Source organism: Micrococcus sp. HSID17227 (assembly GCF_003989405.1).
GTDB classification, from domain to species: Bacteria; Actinomycetota; Actinomycetes; order Actinomycetales; family Micrococcaceae; genus Micrococcus; species Micrococcus luteus.
This window is the reverse complement of the sequence record NZ_RBLN01000237.1, coordinates 1-3,521: the sequence shown is the minus strand read 5'-3', so window position 1 is coordinate 3,521 and position 3,521 is coordinate 1. Positions and strand designations below refer to the sequence as shown.

Annotated in this window: 3 protein-coding genes and 1 pseudogene; 2 read left to right on the top strand and 2 right to left on the bottom strand. The window is 72.1% G+C overall.

Translation table 11 applies throughout. The features are described from left to right. Together D8M29_RS14230 and D8M29_RS10075 are read right to left on the bottom strand one after the other, a co-directional pair. The coding region (locus tag D8M29_RS14230; protein ID WP_238693381.1) for a PAS domain-containing protein at positions 1 to 110 on the bottom strand (110 nt) is incomplete at its 3' end. Positions 111 to 402: 292 nt separating this feature from the next. Beyond that, positions 403 to 849: pseudogene (locus D8M29_RS10075) on the bottom strand (histidine kinase); the annotation flags it as partial. A gap of 187 nt (positions 850 to 1,036) precedes the next feature. On the opposite strand from D8M29_RS10075, the gene D8M29_RS10070 reads away from it, so the two are divergent. Together D8M29_RS10070 and D8M29_RS10065 are read left to right on the top strand one after the other, a co-directional pair. Next, positions 1,037 to 2,452 carry a cation:dicarboxylate symporter family transporter gene (locus D8M29_RS10070; RefSeq protein ID WP_127445946.1) on the top strand — a complete coding sequence of 472 codons (1,416 nt, stop codon included), beginning with the start codon at positions 1,037 to 1,039 and terminating at the stop codon, positions 2,450 to 2,452. 241 nt (positions 2,453 to 2,693) lie between these two features. After that, positions 2,694 to 3,521, top strand: an 828-nt coding sequence (locus D8M29_RS10065) for a ParA family protein (protein WP_148111574.1), incomplete at its 3' end; no start/stop codon positions are given.

Genomic DNA, 3,521 nt, shown 5'->3' with positions numbered 1-3,521 from the left:
CGAGGCTCGCCCGCGCTCTCCCAGCCGAGCAGGCGCGCGGCGGCGTCGTTGTGCAGGCGGGCCCGCCCGTCCGGGGCGAGGACCACGACGCCGTCCTCGAGCGAGTCCATGGCCGTCTCCGCCAGCAGGAAATGCTCGGCGCTCTGCTCGGGGCCGCGTCCGAGCGTCACCCGGTTCAGATACCGGCCCACGAGGCAGGCCGCGCGCACGCCGACGGCGGCCACGGCCGCCGACCCGAGGCGGCTGCCGGGGATGTGGGGCTGTCAGATACCGGCCCACGAGCCAGGCGACGAGCAGGCCGACGGCGGCCACGGCGGCCGAGCCGAGCAGGATGCCGGGGATCTGGGCCTGGGCCATGATGGCGACATCGGAGATCTGCACGCCCGTCGTGACCACGCCCAGGACGGTGCCGTCCTCCGGGTCCACGACCGGTGCGAGCGCGCGCACCGAACGGCCCGCCGCACCGGTGCTCGAGAGCTCCACGACGGTGTCCCCGGCGACGACGGCGTCCACCGGCTTCGGGTAGCGGACACCGACCTGCTCGGGGCGCCAGCTCGCCAACCGCATCCCGTCCGGGTCCATCACGGTCAGCCACGAGACCTGTGCCTCGGCGATCCAGCCGTCGATCCCGGCCTGCAAGGCGGGGGCGTCGCCGGCCCGCAGGGCCGAGACGAGCGCGGGGTCGCGCGCCACGAGGGTGGTGACGCCCTGGACGTGGCGCTCCTCGACGCGCTGGGCCACCTCGCGGGCCTGGAGGTAGGCGCTCCACACGCTGAACAGGGCGATGGCCGCCACGAGCGCCACGTGGACCACGGCGATCCGCCGGGCGATCGACCACGGGTGGCGCATGCCTCTCCTCCCTCGGGCCGGCGACGCGCCGGTCCACCCCCACGATCCTGCAGTCCGTCGGCCGCCGTGACCACTATGACCGCAATCGTGACCGACACCACCCGGGGCCGCGAGAGTGGTCACATCCCTCCCGCGCCGTTGCGGACCGCTCGGCGGCGCCCCACCACCGCACAGAACGGAACGCCCGATGGCGCACACCCCACCGGCCGAGACCTCGGCCCCGCCGGCCCCGGCGACGAAGAAGGACCGCACCCACTGGCTGTACATCGCCGTGATCGCCTCGGTGGTGCTGGGCGCCGCCGTCGGCCTGCTCTTCCCCGAGTTCGGCAAGTCCCTCAAGCCGCTGGGCGACGGCTTCGTCTCCCTCATCAAGATGATGATCGGCCCGGTCATCTTCTGCACGATCGTCCTCGGCGTCGGCTCGATCGCCAAGGCCGCGACCGTCGGCCGCGTGGGCGGCATCGCCCTGGTCTACTTCATGGCGATGTCCACGTTCGCGCTGGCCGTCGGCCTCGTCGTCGGCAACCTCATCCACCCCGGCGAGGGCCTCAAGCTGACGCCCTACGACCCGAACAAGCCCACGGCCGCGGTGGACGGCACCGTCCAGTTCCTGCTGGACATCATCCCCGGCTCCCTGCCGATGCTGCCCACCCTGTTCATCGCCCTGCTCGTGGGCTTCGCCCTGCAGCAGATGGGCCCGGCCGACGCCCCGCTGCTGCGTGGTCTCACGCTGATCCAGGGCGTCGTGTTCCGCATCCTCATGATGGTGATGTGGGTCGCCCCGATCGGCGCCTTCGGTGCGATCGCCGCCGTCGTCGGCTCCACGGGCTGGTCCGCGATCGGCGCCATGGCGCTGCTCATGGGCGCCTTCTACCTGACCTGCATCGCCTTCATCGTGGTGGTGCTCGGCACCGTCCTGAAGGTCGTGACCGGCCTGAGCATCCTGTCCCTCATGAAGTACCTGGGCCGGGAGTACCTGCTCATCTTCGCCACCAGCTCCTCCGAGACCGCCCTGCCCCGCCTGATCGCCAAGATGGAGCACGCCGGCGTGGACAAGTCCGTCGTGGGCGTGACCGTGCCCACCGGCTACTCCTTCAACCTGGACGGCACCGCCATCTACCTGACCATGGCCGCGCTCTTCGTCTCCAACGCGATGGGCGCGGAGATGAACCTCGGCGAGCAGATCGGCCTGCTGGTCTTCATGATCATCGCCTCGAAGGGCGCGGCCGGCGTCACCGGCGCGGGCATGGCCACGCTCGCCGCCGGCCTGCAGGCGCACCGACCCGAGCTGCTCGGCGGCATGGGCGTGATCGTGGGCATCGACACGTTCATGTCCGAGGCCCGCGCCCTGACCAACTTCACCGGCAACGCCGTGGCCACGCTCCTCGTCGGCCGCTGGGTGGGCGAGCTCGACGGCGAGCGTGCCCGGCGCGTCCTCAGCGGCGAGCTGCAGTTCGACGAGGCGACCGTGGCCGGCCACGACGGCGCCGCGCACGACCCGCAGCAGTCCCCGACGATCGCCGAGCAGGCCTACGAGGGTCACCCCGACTCCAGCCTGAACTTCGCCATGGCCGCCGACGGCGACCGGAACCCCGCCCGCTGACGGAGGCGGCGGGCCCGCGCGGCACGCCGCACCGTCGACCACCGGCGACGCCGGGGACGAGCCTGGACACCGGCCCGTCCCCGGCGCCGCCGTCGTCCCGGGAACGCCAGGCACTAGGGTGGGGGAAGATCCGGACACGCCGACGACGGCGGCCGCGGCGCGCCGCGGCCCGCGGCCGGGCGTGCAGACCACCGTGGAAGGAGCCGGCGCCGCCGTGACCTCGAGAGAACCGATCCCCGTGATGACCATCCACGGCGAGCCCGTGCTCGGGCCCACCGGCCGGCCCAAGCACGACTTCCCCGAGCCCGCGCCCCTGACCTCGCACGGCCCGGCGCGGATCATCTCGATGGTGAACCAGAAGGGCGGCGTCGGGAAGACGACCTCCACCATCAACCTGGGCGCCGCGCTCGCGGGCTACGGCCGCAGGGTGCTCATGGTGGACTTCGACCCGCAGGGCGCCCTCTCGGCCGGCCTGGGCGCGAACCCGCACGAGCTCGACACCACGGTGTACAACGTGCTCATGGAACGGTCGGTGACCGCGAAGGACGCGATCCTGTCCACGGACTTCGCGAACATGGACCTGCTGCCGGCCAACATCGACCTGTCCGCGGCCGAGGTGCAGCTCGTCAACGAGGTGGCCCGCGAGCAGGTCCTCGAGCGTGCGCTGCGCCAGGTCCGCGACGACTACGACGTGGTCCTCATCGACTGCCAGCCCTCGCTGGGCCTGCTGACCGTCAACGCGCTGACCGCCTCGCACGGCGTGATCATCCCGCTGACCGCCGAGTTCTTCGCGCTGCGCGCGGTCGCCCTGCTCGTCGAGACGATCGAGAAGGTGCAGGACCGGCTCAACCCGGACCTGGAGATCGACGGCGTGCTGGCCACGATGTTCGACCAGCGGACCCTGCACTCCAAGGAGGTCGTGGGCTCGCTGGTGGCCGGCTTCGGGGACCGCGTGTTCGAGACCGTCATCAAGCGGTCCATCAAGTTCGCCGACGCCACGGTGGCGGCCACGCCCATCACCCTGTTCGCCGAGAACCACGACGGCGCCAAGGCCTACCGGCAGCTCGCA

Bases quoted from the DNA above. Each gene is read 5' to 3' on its own strand.
- D8M29_RS10070 (WP_127445946.1), top strand. From the start codon at position 1,037: ATGGCGCACACCCCACCGGCCGAGACCTCGGCCCCGCCGGCCCCGGCG.